The organism is Asticcacaulis tiandongensis, from assembly GCF_006475605.1.
In the GTDB taxonomy this organism is placed as follows: domain Bacteria; phylum Pseudomonadota; class Alphaproteobacteria; order Caulobacterales; family Caulobacteraceae; genus Asticcacaulis; species Asticcacaulis tiandongensis.
The window spans coordinates 967,466-991,158 of record NZ_SSBC01000010.1; the positions used below are offsets into that span (position 1 = coordinate 967,466).

At 55.8% G+C, this 23,693-nt stretch carries 26 protein-coding genes; 5 read left to right on the forward strand and 21 right to left on the reverse strand.

The features are described from left to right. The 9 genes from E5201_RS08710 to E5201_RS08750 all read right to left on the reverse strand — a co-directional run bounded on the left by E5201_RS08710 (position 1) and on the right by E5201_RS08750 (position 7,664). Positions 1-450: a response regulator gene (locus E5201_RS08710; protein WP_140985652.1), complete on the reverse strand. Its 450-nt coding sequence runs from the start codon at positions 448-450 to the stop codon at positions 1-3. Then, the gene (locus E5201_RS08715) at positions 447-2,279 is read right to left on the reverse strand and encodes a sensor histidine kinase (RefSeq protein WP_246050504.1); all 1,833 of its coding nucleotides are present in this window, start codon (positions 2,277-2,279) and stop codon (positions 447-449) included. The genes E5201_RS08710 and E5201_RS08715 overlap by 4 nt, the downstream gene beginning before the upstream one ends. Before the next feature lie 162 nt (positions 2,280-2,441). Further along, positions 2,442-2,585: an entericidin A/B family lipoprotein gene (locus E5201_RS08720; RefSeq protein WP_181404575.1), complete on the reverse strand. Its 144-nt coding sequence runs from the start codon at positions 2,583-2,585 to the stop codon at positions 2,442-2,444. Between the two features lie 159 nt (positions 2,586-2,744). After that, the gene (locus E5201_RS08725) at positions 2,745-3,218 is read right to left on the reverse strand and encodes a hypothetical protein (RefSeq protein ID WP_140985653.1); all 474 of its coding nucleotides are present in this window, start codon (positions 3,216-3,218) and stop codon (positions 2,745-2,747) included. A gap of 84 nt (positions 3,219-3,302) precedes the next feature. Next, complete coding sequence (locus E5201_RS08730; protein ID WP_140985654.1) at positions 3,303-3,605, reverse strand: ElaB/YgaM/YqjD family protein; 303 nt, start codon at positions 3,603-3,605, stop codon at positions 3,303-3,305. 252 nt (positions 3,606-3,857) lie between these two features. After that, a complete protein-coding gene (locus E5201_RS08735; protein WP_181404576.1) occupies positions 3,858-5,111 on the reverse strand; it encodes a dicarboxylate/amino acid:cation symporter in 1,254 nt (417 codons plus the stop codon). Positions 5,112-5,189: 78 nt separating this feature from the next. Beyond that, positions 5,190-6,272, reverse strand: coding sequence for a quinone-dependent dihydroorotate dehydrogenase (locus tag E5201_RS08740; protein WP_140985655.1), 1,083 nt, complete (start codon positions 6,270-6,272; stop codon positions 5,190-5,192). 54 nt (positions 6,273-6,326) lie between these two features. Next, the gene (locus tag E5201_RS08745; RefSeq protein WP_246050506.1) at positions 6,327-6,830 is read right to left on the reverse strand and encodes a SixA phosphatase family protein; all 504 of its coding nucleotides are present in this window, start codon (positions 6,828-6,830) and stop codon (positions 6,327-6,329) included. A gap of 63 nt (positions 6,831-6,893) precedes the next feature. Next, entirely contained in the window at positions 6,894-7,664 is a 771-nt protein-coding gene (locus E5201_RS08750) for a methyltransferase domain-containing protein (RefSeq protein ID WP_140985656.1), read from the reverse strand. Between the two features lie 65 nt (positions 7,665-7,729). Here E5201_RS08750 and gloB point away from each other — a divergent pair, with 65 nt between their 5' ends. Beyond that, a complete protein-coding gene (gene gloB, locus E5201_RS08755) occupies positions 7,730-8,503 on the forward strand; it encodes a hydroxyacylglutathione hydrolase (RefSeq protein ID WP_342774722.1) in 774 nt (257 codons plus the stop codon). Between the two features lie 2 nt (positions 8,504-8,505). Here the strand turns inward: gloB and E5201_RS08760 are convergent, their stop codons facing one another. From E5201_RS08760 to E5201_RS08770, 3 genes are all read right to left on the reverse strand, one after another. Next, positions 8,506-9,255 (reverse strand): DUF4908 domain-containing protein, encoded by a 750-nt coding sequence (locus E5201_RS08760; protein WP_246050508.1) that lies wholly within the window; start codon positions 9,253-9,255, stop codon positions 8,506-8,508. 191 nt (positions 9,256-9,446) lie between these two features. Next, on the reverse strand, positions 9,447-10,172 hold the full coding sequence (gene phbB, locus E5201_RS08765) for an acetoacetyl-CoA reductase (protein ID WP_140985658.1): 726 nt from the start codon (positions 10,170-10,172) through the stop codon (positions 9,447-9,449). 149 nt (positions 10,173-10,321) lie between these two features. Then, positions 10,322-11,527, reverse strand: coding sequence for an acetyl-CoA C-acetyltransferase (locus tag E5201_RS08770; RefSeq protein WP_140985659.1), 1,206 nt, complete (start codon positions 11,525-11,527; stop codon positions 10,322-10,324). 456 nt (positions 11,528-11,983) lie between these two features. Here E5201_RS08770 and phaR point away from each other — a divergent pair, with 456 nt between their 5' ends. Both phaR and E5201_RS08780 read left to right on the forward strand, forming a co-directional pair. Continuing rightward, entirely contained in the window at positions 11,984-12,622 is a 639-nt protein-coding gene (phaR, locus tag E5201_RS08775; RefSeq protein WP_140985660.1) for a polyhydroxyalkanoate synthesis repressor PhaR, read from the forward strand. Positions 12,623-12,771: 149 nt separating this feature from the next. Continuing rightward, positions 12,772-12,990, forward strand: coding sequence for a hypothetical protein (locus E5201_RS08780; RefSeq protein WP_246050510.1), 219 nt, complete (start codon positions 12,772-12,774; stop codon positions 12,988-12,990). A gap of 176 nt (positions 12,991-13,166) precedes the next feature. Here the strand turns inward: E5201_RS08780 and E5201_RS08785 are convergent, their stop codons facing one another. Both E5201_RS08785 and E5201_RS08790 read right to left on the reverse strand, forming a co-directional pair. After that, positions 13,167-13,616, reverse strand: a complete 450-nt coding sequence (locus E5201_RS08785) for a hypothetical protein (RefSeq protein ID WP_140986100.1) — start codon at positions 13,614-13,616, stop codon at positions 13,167-13,169. Between the two features lie 110 nt (positions 13,617-13,726). Further along, positions 13,727-14,458, reverse strand: coding sequence for a glycosyltransferase family 2 protein (locus E5201_RS08790; protein WP_140985662.1), 732 nt, complete (start codon positions 14,456-14,458; stop codon positions 13,727-13,729). Between the two features lie 144 nt (positions 14,459-14,602). Between E5201_RS08790 and E5201_RS08795 the strand changes: the two genes are divergently transcribed. Next, the gene (locus E5201_RS08795) at positions 14,603-16,285 is read left to right on the forward strand and encodes an ArnT family glycosyltransferase (RefSeq protein WP_140985663.1); all 1,683 of its coding nucleotides are present in this window, start codon (positions 14,603-14,605) and stop codon (positions 16,283-16,285) included. Positions 16,286-16,315: 30 nt separating this feature from the next. Here E5201_RS08795 and E5201_RS08800 read toward each other — a convergent pair whose 3' ends face one another. From E5201_RS08800 to yidD, 3 genes are all read right to left on the reverse strand, one after another. After that, positions 16,316-17,326 carry a glycosyltransferase family 2 protein gene (locus tag E5201_RS08800; protein ID WP_140985664.1) on the reverse strand — a complete coding sequence of 337 codons (1,011 nt, stop codon included), beginning with the start codon at positions 17,324-17,326 and terminating at the stop codon, positions 16,316-16,318. A gap of 24 nt (positions 17,327-17,350) precedes the next feature. Next, on the reverse strand, positions 17,351-19,276 hold the full coding sequence (gene thrS, locus E5201_RS08805) for a threonine--tRNA ligase (protein WP_140986101.1): 1,926 nt from the start codon (positions 19,274-19,276) through the stop codon (positions 17,351-17,353). An 85-nt stretch (positions 19,277-19,361) separates the two neighbouring features. After that, a complete protein-coding gene (gene yidD, locus E5201_RS08810) occupies positions 19,362-19,613 on the reverse strand; it encodes a membrane protein insertion efficiency factor YidD (RefSeq protein ID WP_140985665.1) in 252 nt (83 codons plus the stop codon). Positions 19,614-19,818: 205 nt separating this feature from the next. Between yidD and E5201_RS08815 the strand changes: the two genes are divergently transcribed. After that, a complete protein-coding gene (locus E5201_RS08815) occupies positions 19,819-20,058 on the forward strand; it encodes a DUF2798 domain-containing protein (RefSeq protein ID WP_140985666.1) in 240 nt (79 codons plus the stop codon). 7 nt (positions 20,059-20,065) lie between these two features. Here E5201_RS08815 and E5201_RS08820 read toward each other — a convergent pair whose 3' ends face one another. From E5201_RS08820 to cysS, 4 genes are all read right to left on the reverse strand, one after another. Further along, the gene (locus E5201_RS08820) at positions 20,066-21,157 is read right to left on the reverse strand and encodes a GNAT family N-acetyltransferase (RefSeq protein WP_140985667.1); all 1,092 of its coding nucleotides are present in this window, start codon (positions 21,155-21,157) and stop codon (positions 20,066-20,068) included. A gap of 244 nt (positions 21,158-21,401) precedes the next feature. Next, positions 21,402-21,827, reverse strand: a complete 426-nt coding sequence (locus E5201_RS08825; protein WP_140985668.1) for an iron-sulfur cluster assembly scaffold protein — start codon at positions 21,825-21,827, stop codon at positions 21,402-21,404. Next, positions 21,827-22,258: an SRPBCC domain-containing protein gene (locus E5201_RS08830; protein WP_140985669.1), complete on the reverse strand. Its 432-nt coding sequence runs from the start codon at positions 22,256-22,258 to the stop codon at positions 21,827-21,829. The genes E5201_RS08825 and E5201_RS08830 overlap by 1 nt, the downstream gene beginning before the upstream one ends. Beyond that, positions 22,259-23,683, reverse strand: a complete 1,425-nt coding sequence (gene cysS, locus E5201_RS08835; protein ID WP_140985670.1) for a cysteine--tRNA ligase — start codon at positions 23,681-23,683, stop codon at positions 22,259-22,261. It lies immediately after the preceding gene. Positions 23,684-23,693 lie beyond the last annotated feature (10 nt).

Genomic DNA, 23,693 nt, shown 5'->3' on the forward strand with positions numbered 1-23,693 from the left:
CTACCCTTTTGCGCTGTGTGGCACCTTGACCACCGCCAGCATCAGCCCCAGCTTGCGGATGGCGTCGGAAAAACTGTCATATTCCACGGGCTTGGTAATGTAGACATTGCACCCCAGCTCATAACAGCGGTCAATTTCACGCGGATTGTCCGTTGTCGTGAGGACAATAACCGGTATGGCGCGTGTCGCCGGATCGGTTTTGATGCGGCGCAGGATTTCATAACCGTCGATATTTGGCAAATTAAGATCAAGCAGCACAAGGGTCTTGTCGTGCTGATCCTTGGTCATGCCGCGATGAAAGAAATAATCGATCGCCTTGGCCCCATCATCGAAATGGATGACCGGATTGCCGATACCGGCCCGCTCAAGGTTCTTTCGGATCAGACGCGCATGACCTTCGTCGTCTTCGATCATGACCATCGTGAACTGTTCGTTGAACATGCCTATCATATACGCGTACCTTCTGTTGCCGCGTCAACTGTCCCGTCGGGAGACATGTCCGTCTCCGTTTCTGCCGTTTCGATACGTTTCGGCAGGCGGAAGTGAAAGCGTGTGCCCTCATCGACAGCGGATTCAAACCATATGCCACCCGAAAGCCGCCTCAGGGTTGCCTTGACATAGGCCATACCCAGTCCAAGGCCGGTTACCCCTTCGGTATTTCGGGCACGGCGGAATATTTCAAAAATCTTTGTCCGGTCAGCCTCATCAATGCCGCGACCATTATCGGCAAAGGTGAAGACATAAGACCCTGAGGTTTCGCGCCAGCTGACCTCAATGCGCCCCGGCACATCCGGCCTCAGATACTTAACAGCATTATCCAGCAGATTGCCGAATATCTGCTCAAGCGCCAGCGCATCGGTCACCAGCACCGGCAAAGGCTGGCAAATAACCTCAATCTGCTTTTGCGTAATATCATAGCCCAGCGCCCCCTTGCACTTGTCAAAGACGGCCTGCGCATCGACTTCACTGAGGCGGAACACACGACGTCCAATACGCGACAGATCGAGTATGCCCTTGGTCAGGCTGTCCATGCGCTCAACCCCCTTGGCGATGAAACCGAGCGCTTCGGGGATATCTGTGTCCAGGGTAAAATTAAGCCGCTTGATATCTTCGGGCGGTATCTTGTCCGCATGCAGGCGCACCAGATCGCTGACCTCTTTTACCGACAATTCCAGTTCGCGCGAAAACCCTTTGAGATTAACCAGAGGCGACCGAAGATCGTGCGATGTAATATAGGTAAAGGTCTCAAGCTCGCCATTCAGTTGCCTGAGTTCTTCCTCATGTTCTTTCTGTTCCGTAATATCGGCATGGGTGCCAACCAGCAGCTTCATAGCGCTGAAATCGTCGCCGACGCCGACACCCCGCGCCAGTATCCAGATATAGTGTCCGTTCCTGTGGCGCATGCGGAAAACCGAATTATAGCTGTCGGTATCTCCCTCAACATAGCGGCGAATATCCGACAAGGCGCCATCCCGGTCTTCAGGGTGCAGATGATCCTGATAGTTGCGGAAACTGCTCTCGAATTCGTAGTCTTTATACCCCAGAAGCGCCTTATAGCCCGGCGAACAATACAGGGTCTCATTGACGAAATTATATTCGAACAGGCCATCATTGATGCCCTCAATGACCTCACGATAGCGCTTTTCGGCCTGCTCATGCTTAAGGACGGATTTCTCATACCGGCCTTCCAGATTGACAATCGTCAGCGTGCCCATCAGCAGAATGCCGATAATCACGACATTACCAATAACAATCGTATAGATAAAATTGCTGCGCTCATCATGTTTGACAGCAATCTGTTTACGTACCTCAATCAGCCGTTTGACGATGCTGGTTTCCATCATGCGGCGCAACTGATCCATTTCGGCGCGTTGCCGGTCGAGATCAGCCATTGAAACGCGGGTGCGCGGATTGACGGTCTTGTTTTCCACCTGATCATCAAGCACCTTACGAAAAGTACGGATGCGGTCCAGCCAGGCATAGACCTCACGCGCCGCCCCTTCATCGCGGAAGGTGTGATTACGCAGGATGGTAATATCGGCATTCAACATATTACGCGCCGACTGATAGGGCTGAACGAAGCTTTTATCACCGGAAATAAGGTAACCGCGCACACTGGTCTCCATATCCACCAGATCCATCAGAACCACGCGGCTCTGGCGTATGACTTCGTATTGATAAAGCGCGTAATCATTCAGCTTTTGAATGCGTTCATAATGCTGATAGACGATGACGGAAAAACCGGCCATGGCAAACGACAACACGGCAAACATTGCCATGTATATGTATTTGCCCCTCAACCATAAAGGCCTCTCCATAAATACCCCAATTCGCCCATATCTGGCCGCCCCGATCCGGAGGCCACAGTTACTGACTGGTTTTCAGAACTATGACCTCCGGCAAATCAGCAAGTCTAGTTTTTTTAAAGCACTCTTTTAATTTTAAGGCTTGGCCTCTTCGGCTGCACCTTCAACCGCTTCGCCGCCCGCCTGAACATCCTGACCAAATCCGGAGATAGTGTTGCACGCAGTTACCGAATAACCGAGCGCCATAATCAGGAACAGTTTGGTAATTGTAGAGCGCATGATGCACCTTTTATAATCTGGTTTATAACCTGGCAGAGCCTATCTCCGCCTGATACAAAAGGTGCAATAAAACCGGTAATGGGGCTATAAGACCCTCAAACACGCCCCGTAAAAAAACCATAAGGCTCAATGCCTTTATTAAGGCAGCGCCGAGACACTTTATGCCTTGGCGGCGGGATGCGGCTCATCTTCCCGACGTGCCCGTTTCCGGGCATGCCTGTCTGAGGTCATAAGCCCCTGTCTGAAAGCGCCCGCCACTTTTGCCGTGCTGCTCAGGGCGCTTGAAACCACCTGCTGGCCGGGCACTGTGGTGGCGGTACGCAGCAGATCATTAAAGGCCTGCATCAGGGTGCGACGCAGATGATTGAGCGCCCATACCACAGCCACCGCAATTAATATTATACCCACTGAGACAAACAATACCGCGCTCAGATCACTCAGGCCCGACACGACCATCAGCCTGTAGCCCAGCCATAAGATGGCAAACAGCAGCAAGGCCAGCGCACTGGCAGCAAACATCATTAGCCCCACCAGACCGGCGAGTGCGCCCAGCACCTTCACAATATGCGTGCGTGAAGATTTCAGATGATGTCTTGTGAGCAAAAGCTCAATGAGGCTACCGGCAATAGACATGATGCTTCCTTACAGGCTTTCAGGCAAAGAAAAAGGCGGCGGCACAGGGGACCACCGCCGCCTCTTGATTTGGTCACGTCCGGATTAACGACGCAGCAAATACCCAAGAACTACACCGGCCCCAAGCGCCACAAGGGTTGAACGCACTGGGTTATCATGAACTTCGCGGTTCAGACGATCCGAGGCATGGCCTACGCGTTCCGAGGCACCGTCAAATAGATGGCGGACCTTGGCACCGGCTTCATTGGCACGGTCACTCAGATCATCGACCACATGGCGCGCTTCTTCACCAGCGCGGTCCAGCGATCTGTCAAGCTTGGAACGGACATCGTGTTCAGCCAGAGCCTTGGTTACACCGGCAGCGGCTTTGGTAGCGGAAGATAACATCGAATTCTCCTGATTGCGGCTAGGAACCAAAACGGGGTCACATCCGCAAAGGTCATGGGGCGGGGGGGGGGATGTCTGACACGGAAGACTGTGTGGACTGTCACGGAAAAGCGCTGGGGGGGGTGCGTCTTTTCCGAAATCCGTGTCAGATGACCGCTGCGGATGTGATGACTTCAAGCTATCCTCGCCATAAGAAGGATGCGATGTGAGGCCGGTCAGGCAAATATAAAGGCTTGATAAATGTCGCTATATTTAACTTGTTGACGCTTGGGAAACCGGTGGTTTCACAAGCTCCGATTCCGCTGAAATCAAACCGTTTTCCCGCGCCACCAGTGTCGGCACCAATATCTGGCCCGTTACATTGGTTGCGGTGCGCACCATATCAATAATCCGGTCAATCGCCGCCAGAAGGGCGATCCCCTCAAGCGGCAGATTCGCCGCCGCCAGCGTCAGGGTCAGCATAACCGTCGCCACTCCCGGCACCCCTGCGGTCGCCAGTGACCCCAGCACCGACGCCAGGGCAATAGTGACATAATGGGCGGTCGTCAGTTCAATGCCAAAATAGTTAGCGACAAAAATCGCCGATATGGCCGGATAGATTGCGCCGCAACCATCCATCTTCATATTGGCCCCCAGCGGCAGGGCAAAACCGGCATAGGCCGGATCAAGCTTCAACCGGTTAATCGCCGCATTCAGCGACACCGGCAGGGTACCAATGCTTGAGCAGGTGAAAAATGCCGTCTGCTGCGCCTCAAACACTCCTTTGAAAAAGCCAGAGACCCTGAGTCCGTGCGCCTTAAGCAGCAAAGGATAGACGACAAAGACATGGATCAGACACGCCAGATAAACCGCGCCGATAAACCCCAGAAGCGGCCTGAGGCTTTCCAGCCCGTAACTGGCCACCACCGCGGCAATCAGGCCAAACACCCCGAACGGCGTCAGCCAGATCACCCAGCGTGTCAGGGTAAACATAAGCTGGCTCGCCTGATCGACGAGGCGACGCAAATCAGACGCCTTGTCCCCTAGCGCACTCAAGCCTGCCCCGATCAGAAGTGCTACAAAAACAATGCTCAGTACCTTCGCCTCGGCAAAGGACTGAAAGATGTTAGCAGGCACAATGCCGGTCAGAACCTCCGAAACCGATGGAATGTCTCTGGGCTTTACATCCGCCAGCGGCAGACCGCTCAGGCCCTGCCCAGGTTGCAGCCAGCCGCCAATGGCAAACCCCAGCCCGACCGCCAGAACCGAGGTAATGACAAACCAGCCGAGCGTCATCCCCCCAAGCTTTAGCGCCTTACCACCCGACGCCGTATCCCCTAGTCGGGCAATACTCGCCGCAATCGTGAAAAACACCAGTGGCACGACCAGCAGCCGTATCAGGCGGATAAAGATATCGCCAATCGGCGTGACAAACGGCAGGGCCGCTTCACCGAACCCCAGCCCGACTGCCGTGCCCAGAACAAAACCGATAAGGACGCGTAACCAGAAAGGAACAGATTTCAGCATGGGACGACCTTGTAAGAATAGCCGGGCACCATAGTCCCCTGCCCTGATGGATCAAGGCAGGATTTTTAAACCCTGAGTTCAGATATTGGCCTCCGTGCCAACCGCCTGCGATATATGGGTAAAACCATCCGCCTTAAGGCGCTCAACCAGATCATACTTGATGTGGGTCACCAGGCCCGGCCCCTTATAAACCAGTGCCGAATAGAGTTGCACCGCCGACGCACCCGCCCTGATCTTGGCATAGGCATCCGCGCCACTGGCAATACCGCCGGCCCCGATAAGCTTCAGACGCCCCTTGGCGACCTGATGGGCAATGCGTAGGGCCGCTGTCGATAATGAAAACAACGGCGCACCGGACAATCCGCCGGTTTCCTTGGCATAGAGCGATTGCAGGCTTAAGGGTCGCTCAATGGTCGTATTCGAGACGATCACGGCATCGAGACCATGTGTCACTGCCGATTCGATCGTATCGATGATTTCCGCTTCGCTGAGATCCGGTGCGATCTTGAGAAAGACCGGATAGTTGTGACCGGTAGCCTTATAAAGATCGGCACGTGTCGCGGCAATCTGCGCCAGAAGCTCATCGAGATGCGACCGCCCCTGCAGCGCCCTCAGGCCGGGCGTATTGGGCGAAGAAATATTGACCGTAAAATAGGAACTCAGCCCCCACAGGCGCTTAAGGCCAGTGACATAATCGGCCATACGGTCGCTGGCGTCCTTATTGGCCCCGATATTGGCGCCGATAACAAAGCTTCGGCTGCGACCGGAATAGCGCATCAGATGCGCGGCAAAGACCTCAAGCCCCTTATTGTTAAAGCCCATACGGTTGATGACCGCCTCATCCTTGCTCAGGCGAAACAGTCGCGGACGCGGGTTACCGGCCTGCGGCAAAGGCGTCACGGTTCCACATTCGACAAAGCCGAAACCGGCGCGGCACATGGCGTCAGGGGCCTCGGCGTTCTTATCAAATCCGGCGGCCAGACCAATGGCGTTCGGCAAATGCAGATTGCCGCCCTCAAACGGAATATCGACGCTCAGTTCCAGCGGATTATAGGCATTGCGCGGCCCTAATCCCGCCTTTAGCAGGGCAATGGTCGTCGCATGGGCGTCCTCGGCATCCAGAACATGCAAGGCCTTTGTCGCCGCCAGATAAAAGTCCATCTTACTTCCTTCAAAGCATTATACGGAAACGATCCCTGCGTTTCCGCGTCAGCCCTATGCCCCTATCAGATCACGCGGGCTGAACAGGCCGTCATATTGCGCCCGTCCGGCGGCATCAATGTCAAAAAGCGTCGCCGTCGCCGTCGGATAACCGGCGCGTATCTTATCCATATCGACAATCGACGCCGAAGCCTCAACCATATAGTCCAGAATAAGGTATTGCACTGCCGGATTATGCCCGACCACCAGTATGGTGTCGCCAGCCGCCTCATGGGCTTCGATAATATCCCGAAGGCCATAGGAATCGGCATCGAACATGTCTTTCCGGATATCCGCTTCGATGTCGCCCAGCACCGATTGCACGGCCCTGAATGTACCCTGTGTGCGCGCGGCTTGTGACACCAGCGCATAGTCAGGTTTTACACCATAGCTTTTAAGCGCCTCGGCCACGGCTTTGGCTTCAGCCACGCCCCTTTCGGCCAGTGCACGGTCGAAATCCTCGCCCGATTCGGCTTCCTTTTCCGCCTTGCCGTGGCGCATGACAATCAGTCGTTTCATAGCGTCGACCCTGTAAAAGTCTGTGTTCTGTCTTGCGACATATGGCCACAAGTTTGTTTTTTCTCAAGCCATATCGGTGTTTTCAACGCGGCTTATACCCTCAAAATTAGCCGCCGGTGTCGGGGCCTTTACCCCCAGTACATCCCGCAATTCATCAATGACTGAAACTGCCGCCCCCCTGACCGGCACCCTGACCGAACGGCGGCAGGCTTCGATAAGAATCAGCCCCCCCGGATAGGGCCATATTTTCGGCGCCCAGTTTTCAAACATCTGCGCCCAGCGCAACATAGAGCGCATCGGCGGCACATAGAGCGCATGTGACCAGGCGACCGGCTCAAGTTCGGCATTGCGCAATATGGCCTCAAGCTGCGAACGGGAAAACGGCTGGCCGTGCCCGAAGGGCGTGCGCTCGGCATGGGTCCACAGACCGCCGCGCGCGACCACGGCCAATATCATGCGGCCATTGGGCGCCATAAGCCGTGACGCTTCACACAAAAGCCCTGAAGCATTCGAGGCTTCCTCAAGGCTGTGCATCAGGAAAAGACGATCAAACAGGCCTGACGGGAACGGTGTATTATATTCGTCCACCAGTACCGTACGCGACTTAAGCTCTTCCGGCCATATCTCGGCCCCTTGCGCCGCCGGCATGGCCGAAATCACCCGCCGCGCGGTATTGAACATATCGAGAAACGGCGTGGTATAGCCCAGCCCCAGCACATCAAGCCCCGCCACATCTGGCCAGGCCTCACTGAGTTTTCGGCTTACCATGGACTGCACCACACGCCCTTCGGGAGTGGTATAGAACAGACCTAAATCTTCTACGGGGCGACGCAAATCTGACCATCCGGACTATAAACAGGCATCAACTACCTATAATAATAGGGCATATTTCCGGCCATATGAGTGAAATCCGCGTGATGAGCCTGCAAATCCACCCGTTCCCCGCCCGTACAGACAATTACGGCTTCCTCATCCGCGACGCGCTGAGCGGTAGGGTCGCCTGTATCGACACACCGGATACCACGCCCGAAGCCACCGGCCTGATTGCAGTGATCGAGAACAGCTTTGGCAAACTGGATTATATCCTCAACACTCACTGGCACCCCGATCACGCCGGTGGCAACGCCGCCCTCAAGGCCCGCTTTGGCGCCGAAATTTTTGGCCCGTCCGAAGTCGCCCGCGTGGCCCCGCTCGATCAGTTCCTGTCCGGCGGCGACCAGTTCCGGCTGGGGGAAACCGTATTTGATATTATTGACCTCGGCGGACATACGCTTGGCCATATCGGCTATGTCAGCACGGACAATAAGCTGGCCTTTATCGGAGACTGCCTGTTTCCGCTGGGCTGCGGGCGTCTGTTTGAAGGCACGCCTGAACAGATGTGGCAGAGCCTGACCCGCCTCATGGCGCTTGACCCGGACACACAGCTTTACTGCGCCCACGAATATGCGCTGTCGAACCTGAAATTTGCCGAAAGCCTGGGCGTTGATGCCGTGCTTAATGTGGCCGGTGACCGCATCCGGAACCTGAGGGCCGCTGGTCAGCCCACCGTCCCCACGCGCCTGGGTGATGAGATCGCCGCTAATCCATTCCTGCGCTTTCCGCTTCTGGAAAATGATCCGGCCCGTCAGGCACAGCGCTTTGGCGAACTTCGCGCCGCCAAGGATAATTTTTAGCCTTACTTACCCGAGGTCAGCAGTTTCGCGACGCGTTTCGACGACGGACGGCCGCCCCAACCGCGATGGATATCGAGCTTGACCACCAGCGTATTGCCTTCGATGCGCGCACCGGGCGGACGACCTTGCGTCAGACGCACCTCCTGCACCGGCTCAAGCAGCTTACGCCCTTCACGGCTGGAGGAAACCTCGATCATGGCATCCGCCGTCACCGTGGCGGCATCGGCAAACAGATATTCCACACCGGGCGTATCAATATCACCTTCAAAGCGGATCAGGCGCTTGAAAGAGCCGGAAACGCGCTTGGAGGTCCGCACCATATGCTGAAAAAGCTGCGACGGCGAAATATGGCCGGGTTCAAAGGCGTCCGCCTGACCGGTCATGGCCACCGGATCACCGGTAGGGCGATCCTTGGAAAACAGGATCATCCCGCCCCAGCGGGTCGCCTTAAGGACAGGCTCCCCCATATCGTTTTTAAAGATAACGTCACCCATCGGGCCGGGTGTCGGCGTTAAGGCCCAGACCTCGTCTTCGCCATCGAACTGAATAAGCGGATTGCGCTGACTGCGGTCAAAGACGAAGCTTGCGCCGCGATCCGTGCTGAACCGGGCGACCGGTGGGGCTGAACGGTTGCGTCCGTCATTGGCCATCTGACCGGTCAGGGATTCGCGTAAGGTACGCGCCCCCTGCCCAAAGGCCATATCCGCAAAGGACAGGCTAAAGGCAGCGACGATCAGGCATAATAATGCCACATACCGCCCCTCTGCCGCCCTGTTTTCCGCAGTCTTTACCAATGTCAAACCGAAGTACGTCATCAAAGGCACTGATAGGCATTGAAAGGGGCGGATTTAAGACAAACATTAATTTTCATACAGGTGCGTCCGCTTTGCAACACAGGGGTTTGCGCCTAAGCAAAACCTGTGCCGCAAAGCGTTTTGACCTCTTAACTGGCCATATGCTGACCGCCGTTGACGGCAATGGTCGCGCCGGTAATGAAGCTGCCCATATCGGACGCCAGAAACGCCACAATCTCGGCCACTTCTTCAGGGGTCCCCAGACGGCCAACCGGAATACCGGCGACGATCTTCTCAAGCACCGCCGGATTGATGGCGCTGACCATTTCGGTCGAGGTATAGCCAGGAGCCACGCAGTTGACCGTAATCCCCTTAGCCGCCGACTCAAGCGCCAGTGCCTTGGTGAAGCCGATCACACCGGCCTTGGCGGTCGAATAGTTTGACTGACCGGCCTGCCCTTTTTGCCCGTTGATCGACGAGATATTGATGATGCGGCCATAGCTGCGCTCACGCATGCCCTCGATGACCTGACGGGTCATGTTGAACATGGAATCCAGATTGGTGTGGATGACGTCCTGCCATTGGGTCTGGCTCATCTTATGGAAAAAGCCGTCACGTGTGATACCGGCATTATTGACCAGAACCTCGACGGGGCCGAGCGCAGCCTCAACCTCAGCCACAGCCCGCTGACAATCCTCAAATTCGGCCACAGAGCCTTTGACAACAAATACGCCCAGTTCGTCGGCGACCTTGCGCGCGTTTTCCTCATTGCCCGCGTAACCGGCGGCGACCTTAAAACCGGCATCGACCAGACGCTTTGAGATGGCCTTACCAATACCGCGCGTACCGCCGGTCACAAATGCTACTCTCGACATTATAATTATCCTTTAGCTTCCTATGCCTGCCTGTAAGTCGTCATGGCGAGGCGAAAATGATTAGCTGCCGAGAACAGGAGCGGAGCGTACACAAGGTACGTGAGCACCGGCTCACAGGCAGATGATTATTTGCAGTCCGCCAGGGCGGCTTACCCGACTGTTTCAACGGTCAGGGCGACACCCATCCCACCACCAATGCACAGGGTCGCAAGGCCTTTAAGCGGCTTGCCTGCCTCTGCGGCACGACGGTTCAGCTCATAAACCAGCGTCGTCAGGATACGCGCGCCCGAAGCGCCAATCGGGTGACCGATGGCAATGGCGCCGCCATTGACATTGACCTTCGACGTATCAAGCCCAAGTTCCTTGACGACACACAGCGCCTGAGCGGCAAAGGCTTCGTTGGATTCCACCAGATCAAGGTCACCAACCGACCAACCTGCCTTTTCCAGCGCCTTTTTCGATGCCGGCACAGGCCCTGTGCCCATGACTGCCGGATCAACACCGGCATTGGCCCAGGACACGATGCGCGCCAGCGGCTTCAGGCCGCGCTTTTGCGCCTCATCCGCCGACATCAGCACCAGCACCGCTGCCCCATCATTAAGCCCCGAAGCATTGGCCGCCGTGACGGTACCGTCCTTGATAAAGGCAGGCTTAAGTCCCGACACGCCTTCAACGGTTGCGCCATGACGGATGAATTCGTCCTTATCGACCACAGTGTCGCCCTTGCGGCCCTTAATGGTCACCGGTGCGATTTCGTCATCGAACTTACCGGCCTTTTGCGCGGTTTCGGCCTTGTTCTGCGAAGCGACGGCGAACTCGTCCTGTGCCTGACGGGAAATCTCCCATTTGGCAGCGATATTTTCTGCCGTCTGGCCCATGTGATAATTATTGAAGCTGTCCCACAGACCATCCTTGATCATGGTGTCAACAAAGCTGACATCACCGAACTTCTGCCCGCCACGCAGATAGGCGGCATGCACGGCCTGAGACATGCTTTCCTGACCACCGGCGATCACCACATTGGAATCGCCCAGCGCAATCTGCTGAGCCCCAAGCGCCACAGCCCTAAGTCCCGAGCCACAGATCTGGTTAAGGCTCCAGGCTGGTGTTTCCTGCGCCAGACCCGCCCTGATGGATGCCTGACGCGCCGGCCCCTGCCCCTGAGCGGCCTGAAGCACCTGCCCAAGAATCACTTCATCAACGTCTGAGGCCTTAAGGCCCGAACGCTCAAGCGCCGCCTTGATGACATGCGCGCCCAGTTCCGCACCCGAAAGGCTCGATAAGCTGCCTAAAAACGATCCTACCGGCGTACGCGCTGCCGCTACGATCACCACGTCAGATACAGACTTGGTCATGAAATTTCCTCTAATCCTATAAAATCGCGCTCAAGCAGCGAAGCGGTGGCGCATAAAAAAATATCCCTCAGGCAGCCCCGACCTTTGTGCGGCAGGTGATACCTGACACCGAACCTGCCCCAAAGGATTCCCCAAGTCACCAGCCAAATGCATCTGTCACGCGACGGTAACGCCAATTTGAGTGTCTTATTGTTGCAGGCTCCGTGTCATCACGCCGGATTTACCTTTTTGTGCGGCTGCACAAACTATTGCACTTGAACATTTATCTAAAAAGCCATCTATTTATCAAAAGACTTTGCGGTAAAGGCACAATTTACCCTTCACCCCTTTAAGGCCCGCACGCGGTGCATTTCAGGCATGTGAACAGAATTAAGACGCCGATCTTTCGGCAGTGCGCAATGTTTTTTATTGCGCAATAATTTCGGCATAGTGCCGGGCAGGAGACAAGGGATTACAATGACCGAAGCCAAAACCAAATCCAAACGCGGCGAAAACGATAAGGTCGTAATCAAGAAATATGCGAACCGGAGGCTCTATAATACCGCCACCAGTTCCTATGTGACCCTTGATAATCTGTCTGAAATGGTGCGTCAGAACGTCGATTTTGTGGTCTTTGATGCCAAGAGCGGCGATGATATCACCCGTGGCGTTCTGGCTCAGATCATCTTCGAAGAAGAAAGCCGCGGCCAGAATCTTCTGCCGATCCAGTTCCTGCGCCAGCTCATCAGCTTTTACGGCGACTCGATGCAAACCCTCCTGCCGACCTATCTTGAAATGTCTCTGGATGGCTTCACCAAACAACAGGAGCGTTTCCGCTCACAGTTTCCCAATACGTTCGGTGTCACGCCTAACCTTGGCTTCTTCGATGAACAGGTAACACAAAATCTGGCGATGTTTGACCGCGCCATGCGCATGTTCTCGCCGTTCAATTTCGCGGGCCTCGCCCCTGAAGCGACACAAGCCGCCTCATCACCTGCCGAAGCCCCCGCGCCTGCCGCCCCGACCCCTTCGGCCAATGGCGATCAGGTCTCGGAACTGCGTGACCAGATCGAAGCCATGAAACAGCAGCTCGATCAGCTGGCAAAAAAATCCTGATCCTTCATACTCCCCTGGCTATGCCGGGGGAGGTGCCTGAGCACAGCGAAGGCGGAGGGGGCATCTTTCTTAACCCCCTGTCATACCGGCGCACTTTTTGCAGCCACCCGTCTATGACGAAGCGACCGTACCCGAATGCAACACTTCCTGTGCCCTCAGGACCCGTCATCGATCACGAAATTCCGCCGACACGGAATTACAAAGATGCGGCCTATGTTGTCCAGCTTATGGGCGAAAGCGAAAAGCGCGGCCTCAGGGGCGGACGCAATATGCTGGATGCGGCAAAAACGACCTATATGCGGGCGGAATTTTCCGGCACATTCGACCGCCGCCCTCACCCAGGCCGCCTGACACGTCAAAAAATATAATAAATACAAATACCAACAGGCTAAACACAGCCTTAACCACGCGGCACAGGACTTGCAGCCCTCCACGTATCTGATGCGGAGTCTGTTATGTCGCTTGTTTACCCGTTTATGTTGAAAACTTTTGACGTCCTGCTGGTGGCAACCATCTTCACCCTGTTCGCTTGAGCCGGCAAACCTTACCCCACCCCGAAATCGCGCCGTGCGGTAATAATGGTAACAATAAAGCCCGCCAGCACATCCAGAAGCGTCATCATGGTCAGCAGGAAAAACACTGATGTCCCAAATGGGCGCAGCAGCAAAAACTCGACCAGACAGACAATAAACAGAACCATTGAAAACGAATGGTTGACGATGGCTACCTGATCCGACGATGTCGATTTCAGCAGTTCAAAAAACAGCATGAAAAGACCAACAAGGATAATCACATCCCCGACGCTTATGATCCACTGCGTCCCCGCGCTGGGCATAGGGATCGTAAACCAGGGCTGCGTAAGGCCATTATAGGCGCTGTTGGGGTCACCACCGATCAGCGAAATGAATGCCAGAATATTATAGACCAGAACCGGTATCGCCAGTAACGGAAAGGCCGTCAGCGGACTGGTCTGTCTGGGTGTCGTTGTCGCCATAGTGTTTCCCGCCCCCATCATATGGTGAGTCATTAACGCGTTTTTCTCTTCCTGACTAGGTTTACGCGCCATACCCCCTCCGTATTTCAAATCCCCTCAGACTTGGCCCCTCAGACTTCAGTCGTGCTTCCCGGATTGCGGTAGCGCCGATTAAGCCACATAACCCCCGGCAGATCCGTCAAGGCCTCAAGCAAGCGTCCGATATTAGTATATTTCGACTGACCTGTCGTGCGCAAACGATCTTCGACAGGCTGAAACAGTGTCAGGAAACCCTCACGGGTCACAAGCGCCGGCATATAGCGGTGCATATTGTCGAAATAGGGCAACCGCAGGAACACATGACGACGGATCGCCTTGATGCCGCAGCCCGTATCATTGGAACCGTCATTCAGCATCGATTTGCGGATATTATTGGCCCAGCGCGACGCCAGACGCTTGGATTGGTTGTCCTGACGGTTACGGCGCTCACCGGCGACCATACCGACCTCAGGCGCGGATGCCTCAAGCACCGTCGTCACTTTCAGCACATCCGCCGCCGGATTTTGCCCGTCCCCATCCAGCATGGCAATGATGTCACCGCGCGCGTTAAGCACGCCGGTACGCACCCCACCGCTTTTGCCGGTATTGCTCTGATGGCGTATAATCCTCAGACGGGGCAGCTCGGCCCGCACGGCCTGTAACCGCTCAAGGGTGGCGTCACGGCTCTTATCGTCAACAAAGATGATTTCATACTGATCCGACCCGTAGGTTCCGGCAAAAACCGTATCAATCTCACGGGCAACCTGTACCGCCGCACCCTCTTCGTTATTGACAGCTACGACGACAGAGACGACTAAGGACATAGGAGATAACCCGTTCACGATCAGGCGCAGACTCGCGCACTCTAACAAGCGGGCCTCTTAACACTTTTGTACCATAGCGTAAACACACGCATCATCTGCGCGGACTTACGCCCACACCGCTTTTACCGTCGGGAACTGCACGCCATGTCGCAACGCCTTTTGCAAGCCGCCACCACCGGTCTGAGAGGCCCGTTTATAGCGGCCATACTGGCATTCCTTGTCGGCCTGCCCTGCGCCATGATTATTCCGCCGCTAGATCGCGACGAATCACGCTTCGTGCAGGCCAGCACCCAGATGCTGGAAACAGGCGACTTCATCAATATCAGCTATCAGGACGACCCGCGTCACAAAAAACCCGTGGGCATTCACTGGCTTCAGGCCGCCAGCGCGTCCCTCACCTCTGCCGAAGGTGCACGCGATGTGCTGGCCTATCGCTGGCCGTCCTTGCTGGGGGCGGCGCTTGCTGCCTTTGCCCTGACGTGGGGGGCGGGACACCTGTTTGATAACCGGCGCGGCCTCAAGGCAGGCATTATTTTCGGTGTCAGCTTCCTTCTGTCCACCGAAGCCTTCATCGCCAAGACCGACGCGGTTCAGGCGGGCCTGATTACCCTGTCGATGGTGGCACTGGCCATCATCTATACGCGCTGGAAAAGCCTGCCGCCTGATGCCGAAAAACCGAAAATTTTCAAAGAAAAACTTATTTTCTGGGTGGCTTTGGCAGGCACCATTCTCATCAAGGGCCCCATTGGGCCTATGGTCTTTGCCGCCTGCGCCCTGACGCTTCTGGCATGGGATGCGCAGGCGAAAAACGGCAATGCCCGTTGGTTCAAACATCTCGGCTGGAGCTGGGGCATTTTACTGGTCATCCTGCTGGTTGGGCCGTGGGCCATTGCCATTACCATTGCGACTGATGGCAGCTTCTGGAAGACCTCGATCGGTGACGATCTGGCCCCCAAACTGATTAGCGGCGACGAAGGCCACTTCGCCTGGCCCGGCACCCACACGCTTTTGCTGCCGCTGCTGTTCTTCCCCGGCAGCTTCCTGTTAGGGGGCGCCTTACAAACAGCCCTGTCACGCTTCAGGGAACCCGCCATCCGTTTTGCCATCTGCTGGTTCCTGCCCGCGTTTCTGGTCTTCGAATTGTCGCCGACCAAGCTGGTGCACTATCCCCTGCCGACCTACGGCGGGTTAGCCCTCCTCGCCGCCGTCAGCCTGTCCATGCCGCTGAAAACCTGGGCCAAGGTGATGAATACGGTTCTCGGTCTGTTTGGTGGTGCGCTCATCAGCCTGATCGTCATTTACGGCCTCAGTGAATTTGGCAGCACAGGTGCTGCCCCGCTCGTGTCACTCACCGTGGCCTCAAGCCTGCTGGTCAGTGGTCTGGGGGCGTTCTTCCTCTGGCGTCACCACAAACGCACAGGCCTTCTGTGCTTGCTAGGGGCTGGTATTGCCGCACACCTGTGCTTTGTCACCACCCTGTCGCAGCTTAAGCCTTTGTGGGTGACGCAATCGCTCGAACAGGCCCTGATCGACACACGCCTTGATCCGCGTCAGGGCCTGCATCCCGGCCCTGTGGCCATACTCGGATACGAAGAACCAAGCTTCGTCTTCGCCATGGGCACCAAGACCGAACTGGCAGAAACCGTGCCCGAAGCCATCGCCGCCCTGAAGCAGAACCGTCCGGTCTATGTCGAATCACGCTTTGAAGAAGACTTCCGCGCCGCCCTGCACGCAGGCCGCATCAGCGCGCGCCGTGTGACCACCGTCGAAGGCCACAATTATTCCAACGGCAAGGCCGTCAAAATAACCCTCTATCAGTCACAATAAAAAAGGGGGCCAAAAGCCCCCCTTTGAACTCTATTTAATAACGGCTTCGACCGTCGCATCTTCGTCTTCCTTAAGACGCGGACGCGCCGCCGCCCGCAACACCGATACACCGAGAATAACCGGACTGAGCACGGCAACATAGGCTTTGCGCCACAGCCCCTTCGCCCGCTTACGGAAATAATAGTTCAGCCCATGCCCTTTATTAAGCTCGACAAAAATCGGCTCAACGCGTGAGGTATGGCCTTCGTGGATGACGTGGGCATGGGGATGGAACAGCACCTCTCCGCCCTGTTCACGCACCCGCCAGCACAGATCGACATCCTCGACATGCAGGAAGAAACTGGTGTCAAAGCCTTCCATCCGCAGGAAATCCGCGCGTGACATCAGGAAACAGGCACCGGACACGGTTTTCACCGGCACAGGTGCCTCTGGTACCGGCTGATCCTCAAGATGTATCTCAAACTTTTTCAGCGCCGGAACGACGCGCGACAGACGCGTCAGGGATACCAGCGTTGTAAATGGCGTCACCTCGCCCCGCCGTGCGCCGCGCTGCTCGGTCAGGTCGGTATTCAGCACTCTTGCCCCGACCAGACACGGATGCGTGGCTTTTGCTGCTGTCCGCATCATCCCCTCAACGGCCCCGTCACACAGAATAGCGTCAGGATTGAGGAACAGAAGCCAGGGCTGGCTGGCCAGTTGTGCGCCCAGATTGGCCGCACGGGCAAAACCGATATTGCCCTGCCCCTGCACCAGCAAGACCCGTTCATCACGCGCCTCAAGCTCATGCAAGGCTTCCGACGTTTGTGCCGAAGACCCGTTATCGACCAGCACCAGTTGACTAACGCTAGGCTCAGACAGCACCCGCTCGATGCTTTGATAAAGTATGCCGCCGGTATGATAACAGACCATGACCACGCTGACCCCCGACGGTACAGGGGCGGCACGCACCCGTATATCGGGTGCGTATAATCTCGCCTCATCATCCTCCAGACGGCGTAACTTCAACAGTTCTGCGATAGTCGGGGAGAGAAGTTGTTGCATGATCAAAATACTTTATAAAAAAAATTATAAGTCCGGAGGTGCGGCCCCCGTCGTCAATACTCTGACCGCTTCATCAAGCGACAATATACTTTGTCCGTCCTGCCCCAGATAACGCAGGGCAACCTCACCGGTTTCAGCCTCTTTTCGGCCTATGACAGCAATAACGGGTACTTTAGCTAAGGAATGCTCACGAATTTTATAATTTATTTTCTCATTACGCAGGTCGGTGTCAACCCTTATCCCTGCATTACGCAATTTTTGCGCGACCTGTTGCGCATAATCATTAGTATCGGAGGTGATCGGTGCCACCATGACCTGCAATGGTGCCAGCCACAGAGGGAATTTACCCGCATAGTTTTCGATAGTTATGCCAATAAAGCGTTCAAATGACCCAAATATGGCACGGTGTAACATAATTGGCCGGCGACGCGATCCATCCTCGGCGACATATTCAGCACTCAGCCGCTCCGGCAGCACCATATCGAGCTGGATCGTCCCACAGGTCCAGGTACGGCCAATGGCATCGCGCACGATAAACTCAAGCTTTGGCCCGTAGAACGCGCCATCACCCGGAGCGATTCGCGGCTCAACGCCTGCCTTGCGCGACGCATCGAGCAGCATGGCCTCTGACTGATCCCACTGTTCATCCGTACCTGCACGCACATCCGGCGCAGGCCGCGTTGAAAGCGCGATTTCATCCACTTCAAAGCCGAGATCGGCATAGACCTGCTGCGTCAGGGTGACGAAATCGGAAACTTCACTGACCACCTGATCTTCGCGACAGAAAATATGCCCGTCATCCTGCGTAAAGGCCCGCACGCGCATCAGACCATGCAGAGACCCCGAAGGTTCATAGCGGTGGCAGGAACCAAATTCGCCCATGCGGATCGGCAGTTCGCGGTACGAACGTAAGCCGACATTGAACACCTGCACGTGGCCGGGGCAGCTCATCGGCTTGACCGCAAGGGTTTCCCCCTCAACGGTTTCACAGACGAACATATTGGCGCGATATTTATCCCAGTGACCGGACTTCTGCCAGAAGGTCGAATCGAGCACCTGCGGGGTACGCACCTCGACATAGCCCGCCTTATCCAGCTTACGACGGATATAGGCCTCAAGCGTCTGCCACAGCGTCCAGCCCTTCGGGTGCCAGAAGACCATGCCGCGACCTTCTTCCTGCATGTGGAAGAGGTCCATCTGGCGGCCGATCTTACGATGGTCGCGCTTTTCGGCTTCCTCGATGCGCGTCAGATAGGCCTGAAGGTCTTCCTCCGATGCCCAGGCCGTGCCGTAGATGCGCTGAAGCTGGGCATTGTTCTGATCGCCGCGCCAGTAGGCACCGGCCAGCTTGGTGAGCTTGAAGGCCTTGCCGACAAATTTAGATGACGGGAAGTGCGGCCCGCGACACAGGTCTTTCCAGTTATCGCCATGCCGATAGACGGTGATGGTCTCGGTGCCGGGCAGATCACGGATAATCTCGGCCTTATAGTTTTCGCCAATCGACTCAAAATGCGCAATCGCTTCGTTACGATCCCAGACCTCGCGCACGATCTTTTCGTCGCGATCCACAAGCTCCTTCATCTTCTTTTCGATCTTCGGCAGATCATCCAGACTGAAAGGCTCCGCGCGGGCAAAGTCATAATAGAAGCCGTCCTCGATCGACGGGCCAATGGTGACCTGCGTACCGGGGAAAAGCTCCTGCACGGCCTGCGCCAGAAGGTGCGCCGCATCGTGGCGGATGACCTCAAGCATTTCCGGCGCATCACGCAACAGGATTTCAATCGTGCCATGGCCTTCAATCGGACGATCAAGATCATAGAGATCGCCATTCAGGCGGATCATGGCGGCTTTTTTCGCCAGAGATTTCGACAGCCCCTCGGCTATGGTTCGACCTGTGACCCCCTGCTCATAGGAACGCACGGCGCCATCGGGAAAGGTCAGGTCGATCATCATGTTTCTCTCGGTTTATTCCGCCCCTACGACAGGCTGGAATGTTGATATTGTTCCTGCCTGTACGACAGCCAACAAGGGTTTATCAAGTGCGCTCTTGTTCTTTTTCAGGCTTTGGCGGCACCGGATCATAGCCTGAGCCGCCGCCGGGGCGGCACCGACAGATGCGCTTTACCCCCATCCATGAGCCTTTAAGCGGCCCATGAGTGATCATCGCTTCGGCGGTATATTCCGAACAGGTCGGCAAGAAGCGGCACTGCTGGCCGATAAACATCGACAGGGTCAGTTTATAGGTGCGCAACGCCCCGCGCACAGTTTTTTCATATACAGAAGCCATCAGGCCAATAGTATAAAGCCTTCTCAGCCAAAAACAAAAGGATCATCCCCCCTCTCCTCCCTATGCACAAGCATGGGGAGGTGGCACCGCGCAGCGGGGTCGGAGGGGTCTCTCTTGCGGCTTTCGCCAAAGCCACCCCTTGCGCAGAGCCACCTCAGCCCCATATGGGCCTGCATATAGTACCCGCCTCCCCTGAAAGCGTTCCATGAAAAAACTGCCCGCCCGCTACATGGCCATCGTCATGCCGTTTCTTTTGTCAGTGATGATGAGCGGGTTGATTTCCATGGTCATGCTGTTGCTGCATGGCGGGGTAACGCCTCACCTTATGGCGGACTGGCTTAAGGCCTGGGCCATAGCCTGGGTTATCGCCTTCCCGTCCGTCCTATGCCTTTTGCCCGTTGTCCGCAGACTGGCGACGCTGATCGTCGAAACATCCGGACAATAGCGACCTCTTATGCCACGCGTTTCGGCGGCGGACGTAGGGAAATATTCAGGTCCCCGTCATAGGGCGTCGGCTGCCACAGATTGATGTCCGGCCCGCCCTGACGCGGTATGATCTGTGCATGGTTCCATCCGCCTTCACGTCGCGCCGTCTGTGCATATTCCCCTAGCTGCGACAACAGCTGTGCATTGACCATAGACAGACGCACCTTGGCCGCGCCATGCGCCCGCCCGATTTTAATTAAGGCCTCCATCAGCGCAGGCACACCCTCCGGTGCCTCATCAAGCGCCACCAGATCAATGATCTCCAGCACAAGCGGCTCAATGGAATTGCCCTTGGCGAATATGGCGGTGGCATAGGCGGTCACCTCATCCTCCGGCGCATAGGCCAGCATGACCTGAGGAATGGTCAGATCAGGATCTTTCATGCGCCAGCGCTGAACCTGCGGGCTGCGATCAGCCACCAGACGCCCCTGCGCACGCATAGCCTGCCAGAATACCTCATAGGCCGGATCAGAAGGATGCAGCGGACGCACCCCGTTTTCAAACGGCACCCGCTCCTTTTTCCATACCTTGCCGGGCAACAAACGTTCCCCTACCCGACGCGCCAGAGACGGATGATCACTGACGGCCCAGCGCAGCAACCGCCCCTCCAGACAGATTAGCGGATCAAGCACCCAGGACAGCTTAAGCTCCGCCGTCTCAACAGGGCACGGCTTGAAGCCATATTTCCAGTAAAGCCGATAGGCCAGCGCATTGGCATTCAGCGTATAACAGGTGAAAAAACCGGGCTCACTCAAAAGCGTATGCAGCAGATGCCGACTTGAGCCGCGCGCTTCAGGGGCGACCACAAGCGAATGTCCGGTCAGTCCGTAATGCGCCTCATCCCTAAGCCAGAATTTCTGCACCAAAGCGCCTAAAAACCCGCGCACCTCACCGGTAGCATCCGTCAGCACCCAGCCAATCGGTGCCGGCGCGTCTTTCAGGACAGGATTTTCCATCAACCATCGCCAACCGGCCCGACTGCGCTTTGGCCACCAGACCGACTGCCATAAATCATTGACCGCGCTGATGTCGTTTTCGGTAAATACACGTATGGGCATTTTGCACCTCCCGTTATACTTTTGCGACTACGCACAAAAATTACAATCAAAAAGGGTATTTAAAACGCAAAACACCTTTAAATGGAATTAACGCCCCCAAAGGTTGTCTAAAGAAGCGAAAATTAACCATGCCCGGTCGCTATATACCCACCATATCCTTCCCGTTTACGGGGAAGGTGGCGCGGCGAAGTCCGCGACGGAAAGGGCTTTTCCTCGCTCAGGACTCTTGTATTAGCCTTAAAAATCAGCGGGCCACCTGCTCCATCGCCTCAACCGTGGCCTCAAGCGCCAGAAGCGTCGAGGCATGTCTCGCCGGAAAATCCTTCACCGACTGCAAAATAGCAAAATCGGTAAACCGCTCAGGGAAGGCAAAGTCCGCGCCCTTAAACATCGCCCGCATGGCATCACGGGCGGCCACAACCTCATCACGCGTTGCGCCTATCACCTGCTGACTGAGGATGGCCGCCGCTGCCTGCCCCAGCGCACAGGCTTCTACGGTTTGCGCAAAACCAGTAAGCACCTCCCCGTCCATCGTCACTTCAACATGGATATGCGACCCGCACAGCTTAGCCGTCCGGTCGGCGAAACCGTCAAACCGCTCCAGATGCCCGACATGCTGAAGCTGTGTCGTGCGCCTGAGTATCTCCCGCGAATAGAGATCGTCGATCATTACGCCTCTGCCCGTGCCTTCAAGGCTTCACAATAGGCCGTGAATCCCTTTTTGAGGAACTTGGCGTAGCGTCGCCCTTCCCGTTCAGACAAAAAGCCGGAAAAGACCGCCCCAATAGCAAAGGAACAGCCGGTTTTCGACAATTCCTCAAACTCGAAAAACCGGATCAGAGACCCTTCATAAAACTTCTTCGGCACGCCAATATGAATATGCGACAGCGGCGACCAGTCAGAGACAAATCCACCGATCTCCCACAGTCCCAAGCCCTCATACTGCTCCTCAAAGCGTACCGGTGCGCCAAAACGCAGTTCCCCCTCCACAACCTGATGGATTGGACTCCACTGCGTCCAGCCCTTCAGATCAGCCACGATCTCATAGACATCATCCACCGGACGCGAAATGCCGATACGCTGTTCAACCTTGAATGCCATTTACTTTATCTTCCATGTCGCGCCTTGCGGGCCATCCATGACCTCAACATTAAGCGCGTTCAGTTCGTCACGAATACGATCGGCCTCGCCCCAGTTTTTCTCGGCGCGTGCGGTTTTGCGCGCCTCAAGCAAGGCCTCAACCTTGGCCGACAGATCATCGTCCGCCCCGCCCTTGAACCAGTCCTCAGGGTCTTGCTGGAGGACCCCCAAAACATTTGCGAGCGACCTCAAAGAATACATGCAAATTGATGCTGCAACTGGTGCAACTTCTTGAGCCAATTCAGTTCTCTTGACTTCAGAATTTACAAAGTGCTCAACATTTTTTGCCAACTCGAATAATTTAGATTTAGCTAATGGCGTATTGAGATCATCCATCAACACTTCCAATGGATTTTCCATTTGATGCGCTTTAAGCGGAACATTTTTATTTCGCAACAAAACACCATAGATGTAATCTAGTTCCTTGCGGCTCTGATCGAGTAAATCCTTGGTCCAGTTTAACGGGGAACGATAATGGGCGCTCAACAATGCCCAACGCACCACCTCTCCCGGATATTGCTGAATAAGATCATGCACCAGCAACACATTACCCAGTGACTTGGACATCTTTTCCGCATCCATGGTCAGGAAGCCATTGTGCATCCAGTAACGGGCATAGTCCTCTTCGTGCTTGTGGCCATGCTGGGCACAGACCCCTTGCGCGATTTCATTTTCATGGTGCGGGAAGATCAGGTCATGCCCGCCACCGTGAATATCAATCGGCAGGCCCAGATTGGCCTCGATCATCGCCGAGCATTCGATATGCCAGCCCGGACGCCCCTCACCCCACGGACTGTCCCAGCGCGGTTCGCCCTCTTTTGACGGCTTCCACAGTACGAAATCCTGCGCATTCTTCTTATAGGGGGCCACCTCGACCCGCGCACCGGCAATCATGTCATCGAGAGACCGGTTCGACAGACTGCCATAGGATTTGTAGCTGGCCACATCGAACAACACATGGCCTTCGGCGGCATAGGCGTGCCCGTTATTAATCAGCGCCCCTATCTGGGAAACAATCGCGTCCATATTGGCCGTCACGCGTGGTTCCAGCGTCGGCCGCAACGCGCCTAAGGCCGCCATGTCGGCATTATATATGTCAGCATAGCGATTGGTGATGACGCTGATGTCCACGCCCTCATCCATGGCCTTCTGATTTATCTTGTCGTCCACATCGGTGATGTTCCGGGCATAGACGACGTGATCCACGCCATAGATTTCCCGCAGCAGCCGGAACAGCACGTCAAACACCACGACGGGCCGCGCATTGCCAATATGGGCATGATTATAGACCGTAGGCCCACAGACATACAGGGTAACCCTTTTCGGGTCACGGGGAACGAAGTCGCGCTTTTCGCGCTTTAAGGTGTCCTGGAGCTTTAGTTTCATGATTTTTTTA